The sequence below is a fragment of the Cellulomonas sp. plas2 genome (genome assembly GCF_057221735.1).
This window is the reverse complement of sequence record NZ_CM170155.1, coordinates 2,110,792-2,133,895: the sequence shown is the minus strand read 5'-3', so window position 1 is coordinate 2,133,895 and position 23,104 is coordinate 2,110,792. Positions and strand designations below refer to the sequence as shown.

17 protein-coding genes are annotated in these 23,104 nt (G+C 76.3%); 8 read left to right on the top strand and 9 right to left on the bottom strand.

Features of this window, described 5'->3' with window-relative positions; all coding sequences use genetic code 11:
* Nucleotides 1–8 precede the first annotated feature (8 nt).
* The 4 genes from AC2TDM_RS09575 (at nt 9) to AC2TDM_RS09560 (ending at nt 4,152) form a co-directional block, all read left to right on the top strand.
* Complete coding sequence (locus AC2TDM_RS09575; RefSeq protein ID WP_484634473.1) at nt 9–566, top strand: hypothetical protein; 558 nt, start codon at nt 9–11, stop codon at nt 564–566.
* A 144-nt stretch (nt 567–710) separates the two neighbouring features.
* Nucleotides 711–866 carry a hypothetical protein gene (locus AC2TDM_RS09570; RefSeq protein ID WP_175499580.1) on the top strand — a complete coding sequence of 52 codons (156 nt, stop codon included), beginning with the start codon at nt 711–713 and terminating at the stop codon, nt 864–866.
* A gap of 124 nt (nt 867–990) precedes the next feature.
* Nucleotides 991–3,180 (top strand): SpoIIE family protein phosphatase, encoded by a 2,190-nt coding sequence (locus tag AC2TDM_RS09565; RefSeq protein ID WP_484634472.1) that lies wholly within the window; start codon nt 991–993, stop codon nt 3,178–3,180.
* A 33-nt stretch (nt 3,181–3,213) separates the two neighbouring features.
* A complete protein-coding gene (locus AC2TDM_RS09560) occupies nt 3,214–4,152 on the top strand; it encodes an SMP-30/gluconolactonase/LRE family protein (RefSeq protein ID WP_484634471.1) in 939 nt (312 codons plus the stop codon).
* An 83-nt stretch (nt 4,153–4,235) separates the two neighbouring features.
* On the opposite strand, the gene AC2TDM_RS09555 is transcribed toward AC2TDM_RS09560, so the two are convergent.
* Both AC2TDM_RS09555 and AC2TDM_RS09550 read right to left on the bottom strand, forming a co-directional pair.
* Nucleotides 4,236–4,913 carry a hypothetical protein gene (locus AC2TDM_RS09555; RefSeq protein ID WP_484634470.1) on the bottom strand — a complete coding sequence of 226 codons (678 nt, stop codon included), beginning with the start codon at nt 4,911–4,913 and terminating at the stop codon, nt 4,236–4,238.
* 46 nt (nt 4,914–4,959) lie between these two features.
* On the bottom strand, nt 4,960–5,448 hold the full coding sequence (locus AC2TDM_RS09550) for a PRC-barrel domain-containing protein (RefSeq protein ID WP_484634469.1): 489 nt from the start codon (nt 5,446–5,448) through the stop codon (nt 4,960–4,962).
* A 285-nt stretch (nt 5,449–5,733) separates the two neighbouring features.
* On the opposite strand from AC2TDM_RS09550, the gene AC2TDM_RS09545 reads away from it, so the two are divergent.
* Nucleotides 5,734–7,845, top strand: coding sequence for a 5'-nucleotidase C-terminal domain-containing protein (locus tag AC2TDM_RS09545; RefSeq protein ID WP_484634468.1), 2,112 nt, complete (start codon nt 5,734–5,736; stop codon nt 7,843–7,845).
* Nucleotides 7,846–7,902: 57 nt separating this feature from the next.
* Here the strand turns inward: AC2TDM_RS09545 and AC2TDM_RS09540 are convergent, their stop codons facing one another.
* The gene (locus tag AC2TDM_RS09540; RefSeq protein ID WP_484634467.1) at nt 7,903–9,978 is read right to left on the bottom strand and encodes a beta-galactosidase; all 2,076 of its coding nucleotides are present in this window, start codon (nt 9,976–9,978) and stop codon (nt 7,903–7,905) included.
* A 69-nt stretch (nt 9,979–10,047) separates the two neighbouring features.
* Nucleotides 10,048–11,883, bottom strand: a complete 1,836-nt coding sequence (locus tag AC2TDM_RS09535; RefSeq protein WP_484634466.1) for a glycoside hydrolase family 35 protein — start codon at nt 11,881–11,883, stop codon at nt 10,048–10,050.
* Nucleotides 11,884–12,088: 205 nt separating this feature from the next.
* Between AC2TDM_RS09535 and AC2TDM_RS09530 the strand changes: the two genes are divergently transcribed.
* A complete protein-coding gene (locus tag AC2TDM_RS09530) occupies nt 12,089–14,263 on the top strand; it encodes a PP2C family protein-serine/threonine phosphatase (RefSeq protein WP_484634465.1) in 2,175 nt (724 codons plus the stop codon).
* A 12-nt stretch (nt 14,264–14,275) separates the two neighbouring features.
* Here AC2TDM_RS09530 and AC2TDM_RS09525 read toward each other — a convergent pair whose 3' ends face one another.
* Together AC2TDM_RS09525 and AC2TDM_RS09520 are read right to left on the bottom strand one after the other, a co-directional pair.
* Nucleotides 14,276–15,784: an apiosidase-like domain-containing protein gene (locus AC2TDM_RS09525; RefSeq protein WP_484634464.1), complete on the bottom strand. Its 1,509-nt coding sequence runs from the start codon at nt 15,782–15,784 to the stop codon at nt 14,276–14,278.
* A 117-nt stretch (nt 15,785–15,901) separates the two neighbouring features.
* Nucleotides 15,902–17,824: an apiosidase-like domain-containing protein gene (locus AC2TDM_RS09520; RefSeq protein ID WP_484634463.1), complete on the bottom strand. Its 1,923-nt coding sequence runs from the start codon at nt 17,822–17,824 to the stop codon at nt 15,902–15,904.
* A 235-nt stretch (nt 17,825–18,059) separates the two neighbouring features.
* Here AC2TDM_RS09520 and AC2TDM_RS09515 point away from each other — a divergent pair, with 235 nt between their 5' ends.
* Together AC2TDM_RS09515 and AC2TDM_RS09510 are read left to right on the top strand one after the other, a co-directional pair.
* Nucleotides 18,060–19,151, top strand: a complete 1,092-nt coding sequence (locus tag AC2TDM_RS09515; protein WP_484634462.1) for an alpha-hydroxy acid oxidase — start codon at nt 18,060–18,062, stop codon at nt 19,149–19,151.
* On the top strand, nt 19,148–20,128 hold the full coding sequence (locus AC2TDM_RS09510) for a glycosyltransferase family 2 protein (RefSeq protein ID WP_090034385.1): 981 nt from the start codon (nt 19,148–19,150) through the stop codon (nt 20,126–20,128). Before AC2TDM_RS09515 ends, AC2TDM_RS09510 begins: the two co-directional genes overlap by 4 nt.
* 88 nt (nt 20,129–20,216) lie before the next feature.
* Here AC2TDM_RS09510 and AC2TDM_RS09505 read toward each other — a convergent pair whose 3' ends face one another.
* Genes AC2TDM_RS09505 through AC2TDM_RS09495 form a run of 3 tightly spaced genes read right to left on the bottom strand, consistent with a single transcriptional unit; the run spans nt 20,217 to nt 23,088 of the window.
* Nucleotides 20,217–21,503, bottom strand: a complete 1,287-nt coding sequence (locus AC2TDM_RS09505; protein ID WP_484634461.1) for an NAD(P)H-dependent oxidoreductase — start codon at nt 21,501–21,503, stop codon at nt 20,217–20,219.
* The gene (locus AC2TDM_RS09500) at nt 21,500–22,066 is read right to left on the bottom strand and encodes a dTDP-4-dehydrorhamnose 3,5-epimerase family protein (RefSeq protein WP_484634460.1); all 567 of its coding nucleotides are present in this window, start codon (nt 22,064–22,066) and stop codon (nt 21,500–21,502) included. The genes AC2TDM_RS09505 and AC2TDM_RS09500 overlap by 4 nt, the downstream gene beginning before the upstream one ends.
* A complete protein-coding gene (locus AC2TDM_RS09495; RefSeq protein ID WP_484634459.1) occupies nt 22,066–23,088 on the bottom strand; it encodes an NAD-dependent epimerase/dehydratase family protein in 1,023 nt (340 codons plus the stop codon). Before AC2TDM_RS09495 ends, AC2TDM_RS09500 begins: the two co-directional genes overlap by 1 nt.
* Nucleotides 23,089–23,104: the final 16 nt, after the last annotated feature.

The following is a 23,104-nucleotide window of genomic DNA, read 5'->3' as shown; positions in this document are numbered from 1 at the left end:
CTGAGGGCATGGTGACGATCTCCTGCTCCTGCGGCGTCGCGGCCTCCGTCCGGCGCCACCCGCTGCGCCGGGCCCCGCTGGCCGAGCGCCTGGCGCTCCTCGCGGCGGCGGTGCGCGTCGAGGACGGCTTCTGCACGGTCGAGCTCGACGGCTCCTGGCACCCCGACGGGGAGGAGCCGGGCCTGGACTGCGTGGTCCTGGCCGACCTCGACGAGCTCGACGCCACCGAGGGGCTCGACCCGCGGGAGGCCACGCAGGTGCGCGCGGCCCTGACGGGGGTGCGCCTGCTCGGCCGCGACCTGCCCGGGCCCCTCGAGGTCGACGGGCTGCGCCTGCACGTGCGCCCCGCCTGGGAGTACGCGCCGGCCCTGGTCGTGTCCGTCGACGACGCCCAGGGCCCGGTGGTCGAGCTGCTCGCCGCGCCGGACGAGGTCGACCTGCTGCCGGCCCTCGTCGAGCTGCACCGTACCGGAGGGCGGTCGGCCCTGCACCGGCTCGCCTGGGCGTCGTGGCACCGCGCGAGGCTGCGGGAGCACCTCGTCGTGAGGGCGCACGCCGCAGCCTGACGCGCCGTGCCTGCGTGGCAGTCGTGGCGAGACAGGTCGTGGCCGCACGGCCGGCACGCGCTCAGGTCCGCGACCCGGCCTGCCGATGGAGGGGGTGAGGCGGCCCGCGACGTGCGGGCGCGCACCGCACCCCGGGGGACTGCCGTGGACGCCACGCACTTCATCGGGCTCGTCCTGGTCATGACGGGCTCGTCCGCGCTCAGCTGGCACGCCGCCGGCGCCGTCCTGTGGCTGCGGGAGCGGTCCGGGCGCACGACGACGGCGCGCGCGACGACGGTCGAGCAGCGCCGCGCCGAGTAGCCCTTACCGACACCGACACCGACACCGACACCGTCGCCCGCGTCGCGGGCGTGCGCGCCCCGGATCCGCCATGATGAGCGGTCACGGGGTCGGAGCAGCGGCCGACGCGGCGGGTGGGGGACGGATGGACGCGACGGACGGCGCCGTCGTCGACCCCGCGGACGACCCCGCGGACGGCCGGGCACGACGCGACGGCGGGGACGACGACCGCGAGGGGCTGCTCGGTGCGGCCGCGGTCGAGGCCGCGGGCATCGGCACCTTCGACTGGGAGGTCGCGACCGGCCGCCTGCTGTGGAACCGGCGGATGCTGCAGATCGCCGGGTTCGACGAGACGACGTTCGACCAGCGCATCGAGACGTTCGAGCGCATCGTCCACCCCGACGACCTGCCCACCGTGCGAGCGGTGCTCGGTACCGCGCTCGCGTCGGGCGGGGACCTCGAGGTGGAGTACCGGGTGGTCACCGCGGCCGGCGAACCGCGCTGGTTCACCGCGCGCGGTCGTGCGCTGCTCGGTCCGGACGGGACCGCGCAGCGCGTCGTCGGTGCCGCCTTCGACTCCACCCTGCGCCGCGACGGCGAGGCCCAGGTGGCGCGCGTGCTCGAGACCATGCCGACGGCGTTCTACTCCCTCGACCGGGACTGGCGCTTCACCTACGTCAACGCCCGGGCCGAGAAGCTGCTGGGCCGCACGCGCGAGGACCTCCTGGGCGGCGTGGTGTGGGACCTGTTCCCGGCGGCGCCGGGATCGCCGTTCGAGGAGCAGTACCGGCGCGCCGTGGCGACGGGGCAGGAGGTCGCCTTCGACGCCTGGTACCCCGAACCCCTGCTCGCCTGGTTCCAGGTCCGCGCCTGGCCGAACCCCGCGGGCCTGTCCGTCTACTTCTCGGACGTGACGGAGCGGCGGCGCACGGAGGAGGCGGTCGTCCGGGCGGCGGAGCGCGCCCGTCTCACCGCTGAGGTCAGCGCGCGGCTCGGCGAGACGCTGGAGGCGGAGGAGGCGGTCGCCCGGCTCGCGCACCTCGTCGTGCCCGCACTGGCCGACTGGTGCGTCGTCACGCTCGTCGAGGACCACGGGGACGTCGCGAGCCGCCGCGACCTGCGCGACGTCGGCTCCTGGCACCGGGACCCGGCGATGCGGCCCGTCGCGGAGCGGTACGCCGCGACGCGGCTCGCGGCGCTCGAGGACCGGTCCTTCCTGCTGCGGGCGCTCGAGGAGGGCCAGGCGGTCCAGGTCGCGCGGCCCGCGCACACGGAGGTGGCGCGCGTGCTGCGCCCGGGGGAGGCGCGGGACCTGCTCGCGCGGCTCGCGCCCGAGGGCGGCGCGGTCGTGCCCATGCGCGCGCGCGGTCGGACCCTCGGTGCGCTCAGCCTCTTCATCGGTCCCGAGCGGGCGCCGTTCGACGACGAGGACCTGCGCACCGCCACGGAGGTCGCCGGACGGGCCGGGCTCGCCCTCGACAACGCCCGCCTGTACCGCGAGCAGCGGCACCTGGCGGAGGCGCTGCAGCGGGCGATGCTCACCGACCCGCCCGAGCCGGACCACGTGGAGGTGGTCGTCCGTTACGAGCCGGCGGCCGTCGCGGCGCGGGTGGGCGGCGACTGGTACGACGCGTTCCTGCAGGCCGACGGGCGCACGATGCTGGTCGTGGGTGACGTCGCCGGCCACGACATGGACGCGGCCGCGGCGATGGGGCAGCTCCGGTCGGTGCTGCGCGGGATCGGCGTGGCGACGGGGGCGGGGCCGGCCGAGCTGCTGACGCTGGTCGACCGGGGGATGCGCACGCTGCAGTCCTCGACGATCGCGACGGCGGTGGTGGCCCGCGTGGAGCAGGAGCGCGAGGAGCGCGCCGCGGGGCTCTGCCGGCTGCGCTGGTCGAACGCCGGGCACCCGAGCCCTCTCGTCCTGCACCCCGACGGCACCGTGGAGACCCTCGCCGCCGCCCGGAACGACCCGTTGCTCGGCGTCGTGCCCGAGTGCTCCCGCACGGAGCACGTCGCGGTGCTGCGGCGCGGCGCGACGGTCCTGCTGTACACGGACGGCCTCGTCGAGCGGCGGGACCGCAGCGTCCGGGCGGGCATGGACGAGCTCCGGGCGGTGCTCGCCGAGGTCGGTGCCGGCGACCCGCCCCTGCAGACCCTGTGCGACGAGGTCGTGCGGCGGATGCTGCCCGAGCGGCCGGCCGACGACGTCGCGCTCGTCGGTGTCCGGCTGCACCGCCAGGACGTCCCGCGCCCGCCGGAGGCCGGGCCTGGCAGCGTCCCGCCGGGGCTTCCGCCGGACCCGGAGGTGGCGGTGCGAGGCGCGACACCCTGACGGTTCCAGGGTCCGGGCCCGGCGGGGCGCGCGGTGGCGGTCCGCCCCGGCCGCGGGGAGGGTGGCGGTGCGGCCCGTGCCGGGCCGCGGACGACGACGGAGGGCACGGGCATGGCGGCGACGGGCACGGGGCAGGCCGAGCAGGTCACGGAGGCACTGGCGTACCACGCGGAGGGGCCGGTGTGGCACCCCTCGTGGGGCGGTCTGCGCTGGGTCGACATGCACGCCGGGGACCTGCTCACGCTGCGGGCGGACGGCTCCGTGGACCGGCTGCACGTCGGGACGCTCGCGGCGTTCGTGCGGCCTCGCACCCGCGGCGGCTACGTCGTCGGGCTGCAGCGCGGGATCGGGCTGGCGGACGACGTGGACGCGCCGCCGGTGGCGCTGCCCGAGCTCTGGACAGAGGGGGACGTCCGCATGAACGAGGGCGGGTGCGACCCGGCCGGCACGCTGTACGCGGGGTCGATGGCCACGGACGGGAGCCCGGGGCGGGGGACGCTCTGGCGGGTGGCCGCCGACGGCACCGCCGCCCCGCTGCTCACCCCGGTGTCGATCTCCAACGGGATCGACGTCAGCCCGGACGGCTCCCTGGCCTACTACAACGACACGGCGACCGGTGGCACCGACGTCCTGGACGTGCGGGACGGCACGCTGACGGGGCGGCGGCCCTGGTGGCGCGGCCAGGACGACGAGCGGCCGGACGGCCTCGTCGTCGACGCGGCCGGGAACGTGTGGGTCGCGCTCAACGGCGCCGGGGCGGTCCGCTGCCTGTCGCCGGAGGGCCGCACGCTCGCGGAGGTCGCGCTGCCGACGTCCGGCGTGACGGCCTGCACCCTCGGCGGCGAGGACGGGCGGGACCTGTTCGTCACGACGTCCCGCGAGGGGCTGGACGACCCCGAGCCCGAGGCCGGGGCCGTGTTCCGGGCGCGCGTCGAGGTGCCCGGGAAGCCCGTGCTGCCCTACGCCGGCTGACGGCGCACCGTCCGGCCGGCCCGGGACGACGACGGCGCGGCCCCCGGGTGGGGGACCGCGCCGTCGTCGTGCGGGAGGGGTCGTCAGCTGGCGAGGCCGGCCTTGTCGACCTTGCGGTGGAACCGCATGCCGGCGATGCCGCCGAGGATGGCGCCGACGAGGCTGGCGGCCGCGACGATGAGCACCGCCACGACGCCGCTCGTCGTCAGCTCGCCCTCGCCCACCGGCAGGCGCGGGAAGGCGTTGAGCTGCGCGAGCACGTCGAACTGGTTGCCGGCGACGAGGCCGAGCACCGCGACGACGACGGCCACGACGACGGCCCAGACCCACACGGCGATGCCCTGCTTGACGCCGTCGAACCGCGCCATGCGGCCGGCGACGTACCCGCCGCAGTAGTAGGCGACGAGCACGATGACGAGCAGGGCGATCGAGCCGGCGATGCCGACCGTCTCGGGCTGCGAGGCGACGTCGTCGAGCGTGGTGTCGGTCGCGACGCTGACGGCCGTGCCGGCGCCCGCCAGGAGGGCGGTGAGCAGGACGGCCGTGCCGGTCGCGGTCAGCCAGCCGAAGAAGGCCGAGCCGACCTTCACGCCGCCGAACGCCTCCTTCTCACGCGCCACGACGCTCGCGCGGTCCCGGCCGAAGGCCTTGGCGGACATGGCGCCCCCACCGGAGGTGCCGGTCGGGTCGGTGGTGCCGGAGGCGCCGGGGTCGGGGGTGGTGCCGCGGCCGTCGGCCGGCGGGGTGACGGGGGTGCTCATGGTTCCTCCTGGGTGCGCGCGGTGCGCGGGGTCGGGTGCCCGCCGGTCAGCGGGCAGGACCGTCGGCGCGATGGGCTGCACGCGAGGTCTCGTGGGACGGGCCGCCCGGCGTCGCCGGACCGTCCCCGTCGTCCGTCCGGTGGTGGTCGTCGTGGTGGTCGTCGTGGTGGTCGTGGTGGTCGTCGTCGGGGTCGTGGTCGGGCAGGTGGTCCGTGCCCGTGGCGACGTAGTGCGCGCGCAGCGTCGCCTCGTCGTCGGGGGAGAGACGCCCGTCGGGGGCCGTGACGTCCGGTGCGTGCTTGAGGAGCGTGGCGTCGTACGGCACGGTGATCGCGTCGCCGTCGACGCCCGCGTCGTCGAGCGGCACGAGCACGGTCCGGTGGCGCAGGCGTCCGACGAGCACGGCGACCCACGCGGGCTGTCCGGTGCCGGCGCCGAGGAACACGTCCTGGACGCGCCCGACGGCCTTGCCGTCGGCGGCCACCACGTGCCCGCCACCGGCCAGCACGGGCGCGATGTCCTCGGTCGTCAGCACCCTGCGTCTCCTGTCCTGCCGGCCGGCCGGCCGTCGTCGCGGCGCGCCGTCCGCGCACCCTCGACGCCGACGGTAGGCACGCCGCTGCCGCCCCGCACCTCGGCGGGTCCGGACAGAGGGGACGTACCGGGCGGTACGGTGGGGGCACCGACGGGGTACGGGTGACGCACCTGCAGCCCACGGGTGCTGCACAGCCGGCGTGCCCGGTCGGGTGGGCCCACGTCGGCCGGCGCACCACCCGACCGACGCCGGCGCCCGCCGGTGTCCCCCCACCCCGGGAGACCCATGCCCGCTCGTCCGCTCCCCGGCGCCGCGGCCGCCGCCACGGCCGCCGCCGCGCTCGCCGCCCTCGCCCTCGCCGCCGCCGCCGCCCCGGCCGCCGCGGCCCCCGCCGACGAGGGCCTCGAGCTCACCCTCCTGGCGACGACCGACGTGCACGGCCACGTGCGCAACTGGGACTACTTCGCCGACACCGAGTACACCGACGACGACGTGCTCGGCCTGACCCGTGTCGGCACCGTCGTCGAGCAGGTCCGCGCCGAGCGCGGGGCGGAGTCCGTCGTCGTCGTCGACAACGGCGACGCCATCCAGGGCACGCCCCTGACCTACTGGTACGGCTACGGCCCGGGCCGGGCGGGCGTGCTCGCCGGCTCGACCGTCCACCCGATGGCCCAGGCGTTCAACACCATCGGCTACGACGCGCAGGTCGTCGGCAACCACGAGTACAACTACGGCCTGGACCTGCTGGCCGCCTACGACCGCGACCTCGCCGCGCCGCTGCTGGGCGCGAACGTCGTGGACGTCGCGACCGGGCAGCCGTACCACACCGACCCCGAGGGCCGGCCGTACACCCTGATCGAGCGGGAGGTCGACGGCCGCACGGTGACGATCGGCGTCCTGGGCCTGGTCACCCCCGGGGTGCGCGTGTGGGACGAGCAGTACGTCGACGGCGTGCTCGAGTTCCGCGACATGGTCACCACCGCGAAGGAGTGGGTGCCGGTCGTCGACGCGCAGGCCGACGTCGTCGTCGTCCTCGCCCACACCGGTCAGGGCACGGTGCCCGACGACGCCTACGACCCCGCGGCGCTGCCCGAGGACGTGGCCAACAACATCGCGGTGCAGGTGCCGGGCATCGACGTGCTCGTCGCCGGGCACAGCCACCAGGACGTGCCCGAGGAGGTGTACACGAACGTCGCCGGCGAGAAGGTGCTGCTGACCCAGCCGTACTACTGGGCGCGCGGCGTCACGGAGACGACCCTGCACCTCGTCGACGACGGCGCCGGCGGCCTCGAGGTGAGCTGGGACGGCGACGACGCCCCGCGGGCGGTCGCCCGCTACGGCCAGGACGTGCCGACCGAGAGCCAGGCCGTGCTCGACGCGGTCGCCGACGAGCACGCGACGACCGTGGACTACGTCAACACGCCCGTGGCGACGTCCGTGACGGAGCTGCCGGCGGCGACCTCCCGCTACGAGGACACGCCCATCATCGACTTCATCAACGACGTCCAGGCGCGGACCCTCGACGCGGCGCTCGACGGCACGGCGCTGGCCGACGTGCCCGTCATCAGCCAGGCCTCGCCGTTCTCCCGGACCGCCGTCTTCCCGCAGGGCGAGGTGACGATCCGCGACATCGCCGGGCTGTACATCTACGAGAACACCCTGCGCGGCGTCGAGCTGACCGGCGCGCAGGTGCGCGACTACCTCGAGTACTCGGCCCGGTACTTCGTGCAGACCGCGCCGGGCGCGGCCTTCGACCCCGCCACGGGCACCAACGCCGCGTACCCCGACCGCCCCCAGGGCGTGCCGGACTACAACTACGACGTGCTGTCGGGCCTCGACTACACGATCGACGTCTCGCAGCCCGTGGGCGCGCGCATCCGCGACCTGACGTACCCGGACGGCAGGCCGATCGGCGACGCGGACCGGTTCGTCCTGGCCGTCAACAACTACCGGCAGAGCGGCGGCGGGGCCTTCCCGCACGTCGCCGACGCGCCGGTCGTGTACGACGAGCTGCTGGAGATCCGCCAGCTGCTCATCGAGGAGGCGCAGCGCACGGGGACGATCGACCCGGCGACGTTCGCGGACGCCAACTGGACGCTCACGACGGGGTCCGTCGCGCCCGACCCCACGCCGGAGCCGACCCCCGGCCCGGACCCGACGCCCACCGCCGCGCCGGACCCGACGGACTCCCCGACGGCGGCGCCCACCGCCGCGCCGACGACGGGTCCGACCGCCGGTCCCACGACCGGCCCGACGCCCGCGGTCGCCGCGGCCCGCCCCGGCCGCGGTGGGCTCGCGAGCACCGGTGCGGAGGCCGGGGTGCTGGCGCTCGTCGCCGGGACCGGCCTCGTCGCCGGGGCGGTCCTGCTGCTGGTGCGCCGCCGGCACCGGGCCTGACGCGACGGGCCGGCGTCACCCCGCGCAGGGTGGCGCCGGCCCGCCGGTGCGGCGGCGTCAGCCGCGCAGCACCAGCGCGTCGTGCCCAGCGACCGTCCGGGCGCCCCCGGCCAGCGGCACCCGCACCGCCTGCGGCGTGTGGTTGACGACGACGAGGACCTCCCCGCGCCGCACCGCCTCGACGCCCGCGGTCGGCGCGGTCAGCAGCGGCTCCACGCCCGCCTCGCCCGTCCAGCGGTCGACGAGCGCGTCGAGGAGCGCCTCGTCGGGCAGGGTCGCGACGTACCACGCGGCCCCGGCGCCGTGCGCGCGCCGGGTGAGCGCCGCCCCGCCGGCGGCGTGGCCGTCGGCGAAGGTCGCGAGCACCTGCGCGTCCTGCACCTGCAGCACCTCCTGCCACGTCGTCGCCGTGCCGGAGAGCCCGCCGTCGACGGCGTCGCCCGGCGCGCTGGCCAGCCGCGTCACGGGCGCGGCGGCCCCGGGAGCCCCGACGAGGGGCGCCTGCTCCTCCACCCGCACGCCGAGCGTGCCCTGCAGCGGCCCGAGGTAGCCCCCGAGGCGCACGTGCAGGTCGCGGTCGAGCACCGCCGAGCCGTAGCCCACGACGAGGTGCCCGCCGCCGCGCACGTAGGCGTCGAGGCCCTCGAGCTCCTCCGTCGACGCGACTTGCAGCAGCGGCGCGACGACGAGGTCGTACCCGGACAGGTCCGCGCCCGGCGGGCGCAGGTCGACGGTGACGCCGCGGCGCAGGAAGGGCCGGTACCAGGCGAGCAGGTGCTCGACGTAGTCGGTCCGGGCCGGTACGGCCTCCTGCTCCACCGCACGCCAGGAGTCCCAGTCGACCAGGAGCGCGACCCGGGACGGCACACGCGTCCCGGCGACCTCGGCCGACAGCTCGGCCAGCTCGCGGCCGAGCGCGCAGACCTCGCGGAAGACCCGGGAGTCGGGCCCGACGTGCGGGACCATCCCCGAGTGGAACTTCTCCGCCCCCGCGGCAGACTGCCGCCACTGGAAGTGCAGGATGCCGTCGGCGCCGCGGCCCACGGCCTGCAGGGACTGCGCGCGGTGCAGGCCCGCGGGCTTGGGCGCGTTGGCGGCCCGCCAGTTCACGGCGCTCGTCGCGCTCTCCATGAGCAGCCACGGCTGGCCGTCGCGCAGGGAGCGCATGAGGTCGCGGGACGCCGCGAGCCGGACGTACGCCTCGGGGTCCGCGGGGTCGGGGTAGGCGTCGTCGGTGACGACGTCGACGTGGGGCGCCCACGCCCAGTAGTCGGCGGCCTTGAAGAAGCCCATGAAGTTCGTCGTCACGGGCACGGCCGGCGTGACCCGGCGCAGGACGTCCACCTCGGCCCGGTGCAGCGCCAGCAGGGCGTCGGAGCTGAACCGGTCGAAGTCCAGGACCTGCGTCGGGTTCGCGAACGTCGGCATGGCGCGCGGGGCGTCGACCTCGTCGAAGGAGTCGTAGCGCTGCGACCAGAAGGCCGTGCCCCACGCCTCGTTGAGCCGCTCGACCGTGCCGTAGCGCTCGGCCAGCCAGGCGCGGAACGCCGCGACCGACTCCGCGTCGTAGGAGCGGGGGACGTGGCAGCCGTACTCGTTGTTGACGTGCCAGGCGGCCAGCGCCGGGTGGTCGCCGTAGCGCTCCGCCAGCGTCTCGACGAGGCGCAGCGCGTGCTCGCGGTACGCGGACGACGAGGGGCTGTACTGCTGGCGCGAGCCCGGGTGCAGGGTGACGCCGTCGGCCGTCACGGGCAGGGAGCTCGGGTGCTCGCGCGCCAGCCATGCCGGCGGCGAGGCCGTCGCGGTGGCCAGCAGCACGCGCACACCGCCGCGGTGCAGGCGGTCGAGCACGTCGTCGAGCCACGCGAGGTCGTACTCCTTGGGGCGCGGCTCGAGGCGGGCCCACGAGAAGACTCCGACGGTGGCCAGCGTGACGCCGGCCTGCTGCATGAGCGTGACGTCCTCGTCCCACACCGCGGGGTCCCACTGCTCGGGGTTGTAGTCCCCGCCGTACTGCAGGCGCTCCGACAGGCGCGCGGTGGCGGCGGCCTGCGGCGGGGCGCCGTCCGTGGGGCCGGTCGTCGGGTCGGGGGTCGGGTCGGGGGTCGGGTCGGTCGTCGCGGGCTGGGTCACGGCTCTCCTCGTCGAGGCGGCGTCGGGGCGGGTGGGCAGGTGGATGGAGGGTGGGTGGACGGGCAGTGCCTACTGCTCCGTGTGCCCGAGGTCGGGCCAGGCGAGGGTGCGGGCGACGGCGTCGGCGGCCCCGAGCTCGAGCACGACGAGCTCGTTGACGCCCGCGCGGGTGGCCGGGCCGGGCACGTAGAGCGTGCGCTGGGGGCCGCGCGACCAGTACCGGCCCAGCGCGAAGCCGTTCACCCAGGCGAGGCCCTTGCCCCAGCCGCGCGTGTCGAGGAACAGGTCGGCGGGCTCGTCGAGCACGAGCTCCGCACGGGCCAGCACCGGCCCCGCGAGCGGTCGCCCGTCCGCCGCGGCGGGCGCGCCCCCGGCGGCCGCCGGGCCCTCGCGGAGGACGCCGTGCACCACGCCGACGAGCCCGTCGTGGTCGACCGCGAGCGTCGACCAGCCGCCGACGGGTGCCCCGTCGAGCCGCACGGGCCCGACGAGCCCCTTCGGCTCGCCCAGCCGCGGGCCGTAGTTCACGCGTCCCTGGTCCTCGACGAGGACCGTCAGCTCGCCGTGCCCGCGCGGCAGGACGAGGGCCGTGTCGTGGTGGTCGCGGTGCAGCACCCCGACGGGGGCGCCGTCGAGCAGCACCTGCGCGCGGTCGCGCACCTCGGCCACCCGCAGCACCGCCGGGCCGTCCCCGCCGGTGAGCGTCGTGCGGTAGGCGACGAAGCCGCGCCAGTGCCCGAGGTCGTCGTGGGTGGGCGGGACGCCGGCGCCGCGGTGGCCGGTCCCGGTCGTGCGCCCGCCGTCCTCGTCGTGCACCCGCCACGGCGCGAGCCGCTCGGCCGCGGCGAGCAGGCCGACGACGGGCCGCAGGGGCGCGCTGGTCTCCGGAGCCGGCTTGGCCGGCTCCGGCACCTCGTCGGGCACGGGCGCGTACCGGGCGATCACCTCCCGGAACCGCCAGAACTTCTCCGTCGGCCGGCCCGCCTCGTCGATCGGTGCGTCGTAGTCGTAGCTGGTCAGCGTCGGCTGGTAGACGCCCTTGTCGTTGGCCCCGGAGGTGAGCCCGAAGCTCGTGCCGCCGTGGACCATGTAGACGTTGACGGAGGCGCCGGCGGCCAGGAGCGCGTCGAGCTCGGCGGCGGAGGCGGCGGCGTCGGTGGTGTGGTGGTGCGCGCCCCAGTGGTCGAACCAGCCGCACCAGAACTCCGCGCACATGAGGGGGCCGGTCGGCTGGGCGGCGCGCAGCGTGGCCAGGCGTTCGACGGCGCGTGAGCCGAAGGACCCGGTGCTGTGCAGCTCGGGCACGGACCCGGCCCGCAGCATCTCGGGCTCGGGCTGGTCGATGGAGGTCAGCGGCACCGTGATGCCGGCGTCGCGGGTGATCCGCACCAGCTCGCGCAGGTAGTCGTGGTCGTCGCCGTAGGCGCCGTACTCGTTCTCCACCTGCACGAGCACCACGGGCCCGCCGCGGTCCACCTGCAGGGGCGCCACCAGCGCGTACACCTGGCGCAGGTACCGCTCGACCGCGGCCATAAAACGCGGCTCGCGGCGGCGCAGACCCACCTGCGGGTCGGCGGTCAGCCAGGCCGGGAGGCCGCCGTTGTCGAACTCCGCGCACACGTAGGGCCCGGGGCGCACGATCGCCCGCATGCCCTCCTCCTGCACGACCCGCAGGAAGGCGACGAGGTCGAGCCGCCCGTCCGTGTCGAAGCGGTCGGGGGTCGGTGCGTGCTCGTTCCACATGACGTACGTCTCGATCGTGTCGAGCCCCATGAGCCGCGCCGTGCGCACCCGGTCGCGCCAGTGCCCGGGGTGGATGCGCGTGAAGTGCAGCGCGCCCGACAGCAGCCGGACGGGCCGACCGTCCTCGAGGAAGTCGTGCTCGCCGATGGTGAAGGTCGTCATGCCGTCGTCATTGCCGGGGGGCTCCTCGCCGCAGGGGCGTCGTCGCCCCGATGTTCACGTCAACACCGCTGACGCAGGACGCTAGATGTTGACGTCGACATCGTCAACGACCTGCGTGTCGTCGTCGGACGGGGCTGAGAGCGACGGACGGTCCCGCCCCCGGGTCGGCGTGGCGACCGCAGGTCGCCCCCCGCATACTCTCGCCGTGACCGAGCAGCTGGTCGGACCCGATGCGTCCGCCGTCCCCGACGGGACCGCGGCGGCGGTCCCCGCGTCGCTGGACCTGGCCCTCGTGACCGGGTCCGCGCCGGCCGCCGTCCTGCTCGTCGACCTCGAGCGGCGCACGGTGGTCTACACCAACCCGGTGGCCGAGCAGCTCGCGCCGGCGGCCCGCCTGCCCGTCGGGCTGGACGCCTGGTCGGACCTGGCGGACCTGCGCGACGTCGAGGGCGCCGAGCTGTCCGACACGGCGCACCCGCTGTCCCGCATCGCCCGCTCCGAGCCGGTGACCGGGGAGGCCGTCTCCGCCGCCCGCACCAGCGAGCTCGGCGTGGAGCGGGCGCCCCTGTGGGTGGTGGCGCTGCCGATGCTCGACGCGCCGATGCTGCCCGGTCACGCCCTCGTGGTCCTGCTGCCGCTGGCGCGCCGCGGGGAGGTCCAGGCGGCGATCGACGCCGCGCAGACCCAGGCCGAGCTGCGCGACCGCGCGGTCCTGGCCACGGGGCTCTCCTTCACCGTGGCCGACGCGCGCGCCGACGACCTGCCGCTCGTCTGGGTGAACCCTGCCTTCACGGCCACGACGGGCTACGCGCCGGAGGAGGTGCTCGGGAAGAACTGCCGGTTCCTGCAGGGTCCGGGCACCGACGACGCGACGCGGCAGCGCATGCGGACGGCGCTGGACGCCGGGCAGGACGTGACCGTCACCCTGCTCAACTACCGCAAGGACGGCACGGCCTTCTGGAACCAGGTCGCCATGAGCCCCATCCACGGCCCGGACGGGGAGCTGACCCACTTCGTCGGCATCCAGGCCGACGTGACCGCCCGCGTCCTCGCCGACGAGGAGCGGGACGCCGCCCTCGACGCCGAGCGCCGCGCCCGGTCGCTGGCGGAGCGCGCCCAGCAGCGCCTCGACCTGCTGGCCCGCGCGACCACCCGCCTGGCCGGCAGCCTCGAGGTGGCCGAGGTGCGCGAGCGCCTGGCCGACCTCGTGCTGCCCCGCCTCGGGGACTGGGTCATGATCGCCTCCACCGACGAGCGCGGCCGGGTCCAGGAGGTGTCCGCCCGCCACCGCGACGCGGCGCGCACGCCGCAGCTCGAGGCGTACGTCGACCGGGTGCGGTCGGCCCTGGCGCCCGGACCGGTCATCCCGGCGCTGCTGCAGGGGCGCCTCGCGCGCCGCATCGCGGACTACGACGCGCCGTCGCGGCGCGAGGAGCGCGAGGAGTGGGTGACCGACCCGTCGGTCCTCGACGAGGGCGACGGGCTGGGCCGCTCGTCGGTGCTCATCGTCGCCCTGCCCGGTCGCCAGCGGGTGGCCGACGTGATGGTCCTCGCCCGCGGCCCCGCCTCCCCGCCGCACACCGATGACGACCTGGACCTCGCGCTCGAGCTCGGCCGGCGGGCCGGCATCATCCTCGACAACGCCCGCCTCTACCAGGCGCAGCACCGCATCGCCGAGACGTTGCAGCGCAGCCTCCTGCCCGACCTGCCCGCCGTGCCGGGCGTGACGGCGGCGGCCCGGTACCGGGCCTCGGAGTCGGGCGCCCAGGTCGGCGGCGACTTCTACGAGCTCGTCGACCTCCCGGGGGGAGCCGTCGGCGTGGCGGTCGGGGACGTCGTGGGGCACGACGTCCTGGCGGCCGCGCGGATGGGGCACCTGCGCGGGCTCCTGCGCGCGGCGGCCTGGGGCACGCCCGGCCGCTCGACGGCAGCGGTCGTCGAGCGGGTGGACGAGCTCGTCGTGGGCCTCGGGATCGCGACGATCGCGACCCTGGCCTACGCCCGGCTCGACCGCGAGGACGGCGGCTGGCTGCTGACCTCCACGAGCGCGGGCCACCCGCCCCTGCTGCTGCGCCACCCCGACGGGCAGGTGGCGTCCGTGGACGAGGCCCGCCACCTCCTGCTGGGCGTCGACCCGGGGCCGCGCACGAGCGCCGAGCGGCACCTGCCCCCGGGCACGACGCTGCTGGCCTACACCGACGGGCTCGTCGAGCGGCGGGGGGAGCACCTGCAGGTCGGGCTCGACCGGCTGCGCGCAGCCGTGGCGGCGGGTCCCGCCGACCCCGACGCGCTGTGCGACCACCTGCTGGCGGCCATGGGCGACGAGGGGGACGACATCGCCCTGCTCGCGGTGCGGCTGGAGGACCCCGGCACGGTGTAGGCGCGGGCGCGGTCAGCCGGCGGTGAGCACGAGCACGACGTCGGGGGAGCCGGCCCCCTCGGGGGCCCGCAGGGTCACCACGCCGTCCCCGTCCGCATCGGCGGGGTCGAGGCGGCCCGCGTCGGTCGTACCCCCGGTGGCGGGGTCGAGCCAGGCGACGCCGGCCGGACGGCCGTCCTCGGGCCGCAGGGCGGCGGGCAGCTCGCGGACCCGGAGGTCGACCTCGCCGCCCCGGGGGACGTGGACGAGCGCGGTGCGTCCGTCGCCGGACACCGCCGCCGTCACGGGTGCGGGCCGGGCGTCCCCCTCGAGCTCGTCGTCGTCCAGGTCCTCGCCCAGGTCCTCCCCGCCGGCGAGGAGGCCGGCCGCCGGCCGCAGGGGCAGGCGGTCCCGCACGGCCGTCGCGAGGACGCCGAGGTCGCCGGCGCTCGGGGCGTCGAGCAGGTCCTCCCACCGGCCGCCCTCCTCGCTGTCGGGCCCGTGCCCGGGGTCCAGGTCCCACACGCCCTCGTGCCCCGCCGCGAACCCGGCGCCGCCCAGCACGGCGCCCCAGGCCTGCGCGCGCAGGTCCGCCCGGTCGAGCACCGGGTCGTCCTCGCGGCCGTCGTAGTACGCCTCCGTGAGGACGACCGGCCGGCCCGTGCCGGTCACCTGCGCCACCGCGGCTGCCGTCGCCGTGCCGGAGTAGGCCGAGACGAAGGTCTGCCAGTCCTCGTCCGCGAGGTCCACGAGGCTGCTCGTCCCGCGCGAGGCGTGGTAGCTCATGAGGTGCGGCACGGCCTCCGCGTCCCGGATGGCCTCCGCCATCGCCCGCGTCGCCGCCCGCGCGTCGCGCACCTCCTCCCGGCCCGCAGCCGCGGGGTCGACGCGGTCCACGTCGCCGCGCACGTCGTCGTCGCCGCCCAGCAGCCACAGCAGGTTCGGGTGGTGGCCGAGCCGCTCCCCGAGGAACGCGCCGTAGGCGCGGGCGTCGTCGACGCCCAGGGCGCCGCGCCAGTCCTCGCCGCGGTAGCCGTACCAGGACGGCACCAGGGTGACGGTGAGCCCGTGCTCCGCGGCGAGCGTCACGAGGTGGTCGACGTGGTCCCAGTAGTCGTAGTCGCCGTCCGTCGGGTCGTCCGTGCGCCCGCCGACCTCGAGGGGCCGGCCCAGGTCGCCGTCCTCGAGCGGGCGGTCGCCGTACGCGTTGGCCAGCGGGTCGTCCTCGAACCCCGCCGGGCCCGGCAGGTGCACGAAGGGCAGGACGGACACCTGCAGCGCGGTCAGCCCCTGCTCCGCGCGGGTCTCGACGAGCGTGCGCAGGCCCTCCTGGTCCAGCCGGGCCGCCGCCAGCCACACCGTGTCGGCCAGGTAGAGCACCGGCCGCCCGTCCGCGTCGACCAGCCCCGTGCCGTCCTCGGACGCGGCGAGGGGCCAGGCCGGCGCGGCGGGCGCCTCGTCGCCCCGGTCGCGCCGCACCAGCACGACGACCACGACGAGCACCACCACGAGGAGGGCGGCCACGAGGGCGACGAGGGCCACGGACGGGAGCGGGCCGGGGGAGGGGGACCGTGACGCGCGCACCGGCCCAGCCTGTCACGGGGGCGGTGGGCCCTGTCCGCCGAGCGTCGGGCGTCAGGCGTCGGACCGGCCCTTCTCCTACCGCGCCTCGATGACGAGCACGGCGTCCGCGGTGCCGGGCGTCGTCAGGCGCACGCTCCCGCTCGCGGGGCGGTCGCCGAGCTCGTTGCGCACGCCCGTGGCGGGGGACAGCCACGCCAGGCGGACGGTGGTGCCGCCGAGCGCGGCGAGGTCCACCGTCAGCGTGCGGGGCGTCGGCACGTAGGTGAGGGCGGTGCGGCCGGCGCAGCCCGTGACCGCGCGGTCCGTCGTGGCCGGGTCGCCCGCGCCGGCGAGGAGGACCGTCGGCCCGGGACGCACGGGGCCGAGGGGCCGCAGCAGGGTCCGCAGCCGCGTCACGTCCGCGGCCGAGGGCGCCGACAGGGCGGTCCGCCACGTGCCGTCCAGGTCCCACACCGCCTCGTGCCCGTAGGCGTACCCCGCGCCACCCAGCACCGCGGCCCACGCCTGCGTGCGCAGCCGGCGCGCGTCGAGCACGGGCGTGCTGGTCCGGCCGTCGTAGTAGGCCTCGGTGACGACGACGGGGCGGCCCCGACCGCTCGCGGCGGCGACCGCGGCGGCGACGCGCTCGTCGGCGTAGGCGGAGACGAGGGTGTGCCAGGGCCGGTCGCCGAAGTGCACGAGGCTGCTGACCGTGCGGCGGGCGTGGTACGTCATGAGGTGACGGACGGGCTCGGCGGCCCGGATCGCGGCAGCCATGGCGTCGGTGGCGGCGGTGCGGTCGGAACGGTCCCCGCCGGCGGGGACGCGGGCCGTGTCGTCGGACGTCGGGTTGTTGTCCCCGCCGAGCATCCACACGAGGTTGGGGGCGTCGCCGAGGCGGGTGGCGAGGAAGCGTCCGTAGGACGTCGCGGCCGTCGTCGTCAGGTGGCGACGCCAGTCCTCCCCGGCGTAGCCGTACCAGGAGGGCACCAGCGTCACGGCGAGCCCGCGCTGGGCCGCCTGGTCCACCACCCAGTCGAGGTGGTCCCAGTAGTCGTAGTCCGGGCTGGCGGGGTCGGTGGTGCGCGCGCCGACCTCGAGCGGCCGCGCCAGGTCCGTCCCCCCGACGAAGGGCAGGTCGCCGTACGCGTTGCGCGGGTCGTCGCGGTGCAGGAAGGCCAGCGCCGAGAGCTGGACGGCGGTGAAGCCCTGCGCGGCGCGGGTGTCGAGCAGCGCGCGGGTGGCCGCCTGGTCGAGGCTCGTCGGCGCGAGCCACGGCGTGTCGGCGAGGTAGGTGAAGGGGGCGCCGACGGCGTCGACGAGGCGGGTGCCGTCGGCGGACGCGCGCAGCGGGAACGCCGGACGGGTGGTCGGGGCGGCGTCGGTGGCCGCACCGCCCGTGCTGGTGGTCGGCAGGAGCACGGCCTCGACCGCTGACAGCGTCGTGAGGTCGCGCGACGCCGTGAGCGCGAGGTCGAGCACGCCGTCGCGCACCTCGACGTCGGCCGTGACGCGGTGGGCCGTGCGCGGGCCGGCCGTCGCGACGAGGTCCAGCCCCGTGACGACCGGCCGCCCCTCGGCGGTGACCGAGAGCACGCGCCGCCCGACGGCGGTGTGGTAGTTCTCGACGAGGTGCAGCGTCATGCGGTAGGTGCCGGCCGCGGGAACCCGCACCGGCTGCGCCGACAGCCCGACGCGGGGCCGCGCGTAGAGGCCGTCGTCGGTGGTGCCGGCCACCGAGGTCAGGGGCGTCGTCGCGGCGCGGCCGCCGACGGTGCCCGTCGCCGCCGCCCACGTCCGGCCCGCCGCGTCCCGGAAGGGTGCGCCGGCGAGGGTCACCCGCACGGCCGACGTGCCGGTGCTGTCCGTGGTGGCCGTGGCGGCGGCCGGGGCGGCGGCCAGCGGGGCGACGAGCGCGGCGGCGAGCACGGCGGTGATCCCGCCGAGCAGGGGCAGGCGGCGTGGCGCACGGGTGGCGGCACGGGTGGCGGCACGGGTGGCGGCACGGCGACGAGGCATGCTCCGGAGGTCGGTCGCGCGGGTGAAATCCCTGAGCCGGACGGGGCACGTCGCGGCGCGGTCCACACGTTCGGAGCAGTGCGTCCGCCCGACGCCGACGAGCCGGGACCGCGGGACGGCGTCCCGGTGTGACCGGGGCGACCCCCGTCCGGCGCGTGCGCGCGAGGGCCGCTCGGCTAGCGTGCACGCGGCGACGGCGGCGGTGGTCCGCCGCGCGACGGAGGGAGACCCACGCGTGGCGCAGACGCTCACCGAGCGGCCCGGCACCGGGACCGCGGACCGGGAGGAGCTGGCCCGCACGCTCCTGCCGCCGGAGGTGTACGCGTACTACGCGTCCGGCTCCGGCGCCGAGACGACGCTCGCGGAGGCCGCGCGCGCCTGGTCGGCCTTCCGGCTGCGTCCGCGCACGCTGCGCGACGTGCGGACCGTCAGCACGGCGGCGCGGCTGCTCGGCACCGACCTCGCCCTGCCGGTCGGCGTCGCCCCCATGGCCTTCCACGCGCTGGCGCACCCCGAGGCCGAGCGCGCGACCGCGGCGGGCACGGACCGGACGGGCGGGCTGTTCGTCCTGTCGACGCGGTGCTCCCTGCGGATCGAGGACGTCGCGGCGGCGGCCGGTCCGTGGTGGTTCCAGGTCTACGTCATGCGCGACCGCTCGCTCACGCGGGCCCTCGTCGAGCGGGCGGCGGCCGCCGGGGCGCGCGCTCTGCTGCTCACCGGCGACACGCCCTACGTCGGCGCCAAGCGGGCGGTCGGCGGGGTACGCATCCCGCTGTCGGCCGAGCACTTCCTCGTCAACCTCGCCGAGCACCTGCCGGCCGACCCCGACGTGCCCGCGCTCACGGAGCAGGACCCGTCGATCGACACCGACGTCATCGCCTGGCTCCAGGAGGTCAGCGGGCTGCCGGTCCTCGTCAAGGGCGTCCTGCGCGGCGACGAGGCCGTGCGGTGCCTCGACGCGGGCGCGGCGGGCGTCGTCGTCTCCAACCACGGCGGTCGCCAGCTCGACAGGGCGGTGCCGGCCGCGCTGGCGCTCGCGGAGGTGGTCGACGCGGTCGGCGGCCGGGCCCCCGTCCTCGTCGACGGCGGCGTCCGCTCGGGGCTCGACGTGCTCGTCGCCCTCGCCCTCGGGGCCGACGCGGTGCTGCTCGGGCGGCCCGTCCTGTGGGCGCTCGCGGCGGGCGGTGCGGACGGCGTCGCGGACCTGCTCGACCAGGTGCGCGCCGAGCTGTCCCACGCCATGGCGCTGGTCGGGTCCCCCGACGTCGCCGCCCTCGACCGCTCCCTCGTCGTGCCCGCACCGATCCTGCCGGAGGCCCGCCCGTGACCGACCCCCTCGTCACCGTCGCGCTGCCGGTGTACAACGCCGAGCGCTTCCTCGTCCCGGCGGTGGAGTCGCTGCTGGCCCAGGACCTCGAGGACTTCGAGCTCGTCGTCACGGACAACGCGTCCACCGACGGCACGCGGGCCATGGTCGAGGGTTGGATGCGGCAGGACCCGCGGATCCGGTACGTGCGCTCGGAGGTGAACCGCGGGCTGGCGTGGAACTGGAACCGGGCCGTCCCCCTGGCGCGCGGCCGCTACTTCAAGTGGGCGGCGGCCGACGACGTGCACCTGCCGGGCTACCTGCGGGCGACGGTGGAGCGGCTGGAGAGCGACCCGACGGCCGTCCTCGCCCACTGCCGGACGCTCGACATGGACGAGCACGGCACGATCACCGGCCCCGTGCCCAACGACATCGCCATGGACGCGCCGACGCCGCACGAGCGCTTCGAGGCGCTCACCCATCGCGGCTGGCCGTCGGTGCAGGTCTTCGGGCTGACCCGCATCGAGGTGCTGCGCCGGACGGGCCTGCACGGCGCGTACCCGAGCTCCGACCGGGCGCTCCTGGCCGAGCTCGGACTGCACGGGCGGCTCGTCGAGGTCGACGAGGTGCACTTCCACCGCCGCGAGTTCGGCGGTCGGGTGACGCGCTCGACGGACCTGCGCACGCGCTACCCGGTCTTCACCGGCGGGGACGTGCCGGAGATCCCCCTGCCGTACCTCGACCTGCTCGGCGGCTTCCTCGGCGGCCTGCGGCGCGCCGGGCTGCCGCCGGTCGAGACCGCGCGGTGCCTGTGGGCCCTGCGCCGGTACGCCGGCTACACGAAGCCCAAGCTCGCGCACGAGGTGGCCGAGGTCGCCCGGAACGCGGTGCACGGGCGCTTCCCCGTCCGGCCGCGCTCCGTGCCGGGGACGACGCCGGGAACGACGCCGGGAACGACCGGGGGCGCATCACCGGCGCGGGCCGGCAGCACGGCGTAGGACCGACGACGAGGGCCGGGCCGCGGGGGACGTCGTCCCCGGCGGCCCGGCCCTCGTCGTCCGGTCACCCGAACGGTCGTCCGGAGGGTCAGCCGAACAGCGCGGTCTGCTCCTCCCGCAGCCGGTCGACGAGCCGCCCCGCCGGGAGCTCGACGTCGGCGTAGGTGAGCACCTCGTCCTTGGCGACCGCGCGGCGCAGCCGGCAGTCGACCGCCACGCCCTGCGGCAGCAGGTCCGCGGCCCGGGCCCTCGGGTAGTCCTCGGCCTGGCCGTAGGTGTCGTAGCCGCCCAGCCCGTCGAGCACGTGCCCGGCCGGCAGGTCGCGCTTGGCCGTGGTGACGACCTCCACGCGGGGGCCACCGGTCGGCGCCAGGGCCGGGTCGGCGAAGTCCACCGCGCGCACCACCGTGTTCGGCACCTCGAAGTGGCACAGGTGGTAGGGCGTGTAGAAGCTGTAGAGCGGCCCCTCGCCCAGCTTGTACAGATTGAGGTAGTGCTGCTGCTTCGGGTCGTCGTGGGTGGCGAGCACGAAGACCCCCGGCCCCGGCTTGCTGCCGACCACGTAGTCGACGACCCCGCCGAGCGCGACGAGCTCGTCGACGTCGTACCGCGAGACCAGCTCGTCGACGTGGCCCGCGTGGTCCCAGCCGTTCATGCCCCGCCTCGGCACCGTGAACCCCGCGGCGTTGGCGACGATCGCCTGCTCGAAGGAGATCTTGGTGCCGTCCGCGAAGCTCGTCACCATGGCCGGGTCCTGCCCCCACCGCTCGGCGAACCCCTTCTGGGTCGTCGGGTTGCGGTAGGGGTCCTGCAGGCCCTTGATGTTGCCGGCGACGAGCGGCGTGGCGCCGATGCCGCGGACGAACCGCAGGAGGTTCATCTCGACACCGGGCTGGTCGCCGTCGGCGCCGGTGAGCACCACGCCGGCCCGTCGCGCGCGTTCGGCCAGCAGCGGGCCGACGGTGCCGTCGAGCTCGGCGTTCATCGTCACGAGCGGCTTGCCCGCCTCGATGGCGGCGACCGTGAGGTGCGCGCCGAACTCGACGGCCCCGGTGACGTCGACGAGGCAGTCGACCGCGTCGGAGCCGACGAGGAGCGACCAGTCGTCGGTGACGGCGGGGCGGCCGTGGGCGATCGCGCGGTCGAGGGCGTCGGCGGCCGAGACCACCTCGACGTCCTCGACGCCTGCGTAGGCGTACGCCGCCACGCCGCGCTCGACCGTGCGGTTGGCGACGGCGACGAGCGTCATGCCGGGCACGCTGTTGACGACCTGGTTGGCGAAGCCCTTGCCCTGGAAGCCCGCGCCGACCATCCCGACGCGGATCGGGCGGCCCTCGGCCTGCCGGCGCGCGAGCGCCGTGTCGAGGAGGATCACGCGGCCTCCCCGGCGAAGTGCGGGCGACGCGTCGCCGGGTCGACGAGGGGCCAGGACGCGTCCTTCGGCGAGGTCGCGTCGACGGGCAGCGGCCACTCGAGCCCGAGCACCGGGTCGTCGAACCGCAGGCCGCGCTCCGCCTCCGGGGTGTACCGCCCGCTCACCTGGTAGATCACCTCCGTGTCCGGCACGAGCGTCTGGTAGCCGTGCGCGAAGAACGGCGGCACGTACAGCGCGCGGTGGTTCTCGGCCGTCAGCTCGACGGACACGTGCTGCAGGTACGTGGGCGACCCGTCCCGCACGTCGACGATCTTGTCGACGATCGCGCCCCGCGTGCAGCGCACCAGCTTCGCCTCGGGCGCGGGCGCCACCTGCAGGTGCATCCCGCGGAGCGTCCCCGCCGCGACGTTGAAGCTCACGTTGGCCTGCTCGACGACGTTCTCCAGCCCGTGCTCGGCGAAGACCGCCTGGTCGAAGGACCGCGCGAAGAAGCCGCGCTCGTCCTGGCGCAGCTCGAGCTCGACGACGTAGACCCCCGCGATGGCGGTGGGCTCGAGGCGCATCAGGCCACCCACCGCAGGGAGTCGTCGAGCTGCCGGGTGTCCAGCAGGTGCTGGAGCTGCTTGAGGCGCGTGTGCCCGCGGCCTGTGAACGTCTCCGCGTCGAGCTGGATGCGGGAGAAGACCTCCGCGAGCTGCCGGGCGCCGCGCGCGGCGTCCCAGTCGCAGGTGAAGCCCGGCAGGACGTCGCCGATCTTGTCGAAGTTCACCTTGTAGCTGCGGTTGTCGGCGCCGGGCTCCCCGAAGGACAGCTTGCACCCCGGGAACGCGGCCGCGACGGTCTCCGCGATCTCCCGGACCTGGTAGTTCTGCGCGTCGCTGCCGACGTTGAGGACCTGGTTGTGCACGGCCTCGCGCGGGGCGTCGAGCACGGCGCGGATCGCCTTGGCGATGTCCAGGCCGTGCACGAGGGGCCGCCACGGCGTCCCGTCGGAGGTCATCGCGATCTCACCCGTCGTGAAGGCCAGCCCCGAGAGGTTGTTCAGCACGATGTCGAACCGCATGCGCGGCGAGGCGCCGAACGCCGTCGCGTTGCGCAGGAACGTGGGGGAGAACGAGTCGTCCGCCATCGGCGCGAGGTCCCGCTCGACGAGCGACTTGCAGACCGCGTAGGCCGTCTGCGGGTTCACCGGCGACGTCTCGTCGACCGTGCCGTCCGCCACGCCGTACACGCTGCACGAGGACATGTACACGAACCGCTCGACGCCGGCGCGCTTGGCCGTCGTCGCGACATGCACGGACGCCTGGTGGTTGACCTGGTAGGTGATCTCGCCCAGGAGGTCGCCGAGCGGGTCGTTCGACAGCTCGGCCATGTGCACGACGGCGTCCACGCCCTCGAAGTCGGCCTCCGTGACGTCCCGGATGTCCTTGGCGAGGGTCTCGACGGTGAGCGGCACGCCCTGGTAGAGCCAGCCCTGCTTGTAGTACCCGGTGTCGAGGCCGACGACCTGGTGCCCCGCCTCGACGAGCGTGGGGGCCAGCAGGCAACCGAGGTAGCCCTCGGTGCCGGTGACAAGGATGCGCACGTGGTCCCTTTCGTTC

Bases quoted from the DNA above. Each gene is read 5' to 3' on its own strand.
- AC2TDM_RS09575 (WP_484634473.1), top strand. From the start codon at position 9: ATGGTGACGATCTCCTGCTCCTGCGGCGTCGCGGCCTCCGTCCGGCGC.
- AC2TDM_RS09565 (WP_484634472.1), top strand. From the start codon at position 991: ATGGACGCGACGGACGGCGCCGTCGTCGACCCCGCGGACGACCCCGCG.
- AC2TDM_RS09555 (WP_484634470.1), bottom strand. From the start codon at position 4,913: ATGAGCACCCCCGTCACCCCGCCGGCCGACGGCCGCGGCACCACCCCC.
- AC2TDM_RS09545 (WP_484634468.1), top strand. From the start codon at position 5,734: ATGCCCGCTCGTCCGCTCCCCGGCGCCGCGGCCGCCGCCACGGCCGCC.
- AC2TDM_RS09535 (WP_484634466.1), bottom strand. From the start codon at position 11,883: ATGACGACCTTCACCATCGGCGAGCACGACTTCCTCGAGGACGGTCGG.
- AC2TDM_RS09520 (WP_484634463.1), bottom strand. From the start codon at position 17,824: ATGCCTCGTCGCCGTGCCGCCACCCGTGCCGCCACCCGTGCCGCCACC.
- AC2TDM_RS09500 (WP_484634460.1), bottom strand. From the start codon at position 22,066: ATGCGCCTCGAGCCCACCGCCATCGCGGGGGTCTACGTCGTCGAGCTC.